The sequence below is a fragment of the Janthinobacterium saanense genome (genome assembly GCF_014200675.1).
Taxonomy (GTDB): Bacteria; Pseudomonadota; Gammaproteobacteria; order Burkholderiales; family Burkholderiaceae_D; genus Janthinobacterium.
The window spans coordinates 1-1,066 of record NZ_JACHCI010000048.1 but is presented as its reverse complement, the minus strand read 5'-3'; the positions used below and the strand labels follow the sequence as shown (position 1 = coordinate 1,066).

Annotated in this window: 1 protein-coding gene; it reads left to right on the top strand. The window is 63.3% G+C overall.

Annotated elements, in window-relative coordinates; all coding sequences use genetic code 11:
- Nucleotides 1-98 precede the first annotated feature (98 nt).
- Nucleotides 99-1,061, top strand: a complete 963-nt coding sequence (locus HDE72_RS27560) for an IS1595 family transposase (protein WP_183748789.1) — start codon at nucleotides 99-101, stop codon at nucleotides 1,059-1,061.
- The last annotated feature ends 5 nt before the right edge of the window (nucleotides 1,062-1,066 follow it).

Genomic DNA, 1,066 nt, shown 5'->3' with positions numbered 1-1,066 from the left:
GTTGATTAGCGCTGATCTTCATCTTTGCCGAACCGTCCTGCCTGCCAATGGTCCAACCTAGTGCAGCATAACGCTGCCGATACCAACGGGGGCGGATCATGGCAAAGATGAATCAAGTTCAATTTCAAGCCGGCATGAGCCTGGACCAATTCATGGCGCTCTACGGGAAGCAGGCGCAATGTGAGGAAGCGCTGGAGCGCTGCCGCTGGCCGGGCGGCTTCGCCTGCCGCCACTGCGGCGCACGCCAACACTACGTCGTGTGGCACGGCAAGGCGAAGACCTTCCAGTGTTGCGCCTGCCGCCGCCAAAGCACGCTGACCGGCGGGACGATTTTCCACTCAAGTAAACTGCCGCTGACGAAGTGGTTCCAGGCCATGTATTTCCTGACCCAGGCGAAGAACAACGTCTCGGCCCTGGAGCTCAAACGCCTGATCGGCGTGTGTTACCGCAGCGCCTGGCGCGTCAAGCACAAGCTGTTGGAGGTGATGGCTCAGCGGGAGGCGGGCCGCCAACTGGAGGGCCGCGTCGAGGTCGACGACGCTTATCTGGGGGGCGCCCGGCCCGGTGGCAAACGCGGACGCGGCTCGCCAAACAAGGTGCCGTTCATCGCCGCCGTGCAAACGGACGACGACGGGCGGCCTCAATTGGCCGTGTTCTCGCAGGTGAAGACCTTCGGCAGGGCCGACGTGGCAGCCTGGGCCGGAGCGCATCTGGCGGCGTCGAGCGTCGTCGTGTCGGATGGACTGGACTGTTTTGCCGCCGTGACAAGCGCCGGCGCAAGCCATACGCCCGAAGTCGTCGGCACCCAGCGCAAGAGCAGCGATATGCCGTGCTTCAAATGGATCAACATCGTGCTCGGCAACCTCAAGACGGCCACCAACGGAACCTACCACGCGTTCAACTTTCGGAAATACGGGCACCGCTACCTGGCCGAGGCGCAGTACCGCTTCAACCGGCGCTTCGACCTGTCCGCCATCCTGCGGCGCTTCCTGTACGCCGCCGCAGCGACCGGCAGGCGAACTGAGGCTTCGCTCAGGCTGGCAGATGAAGATCAGCGCTAATCAAC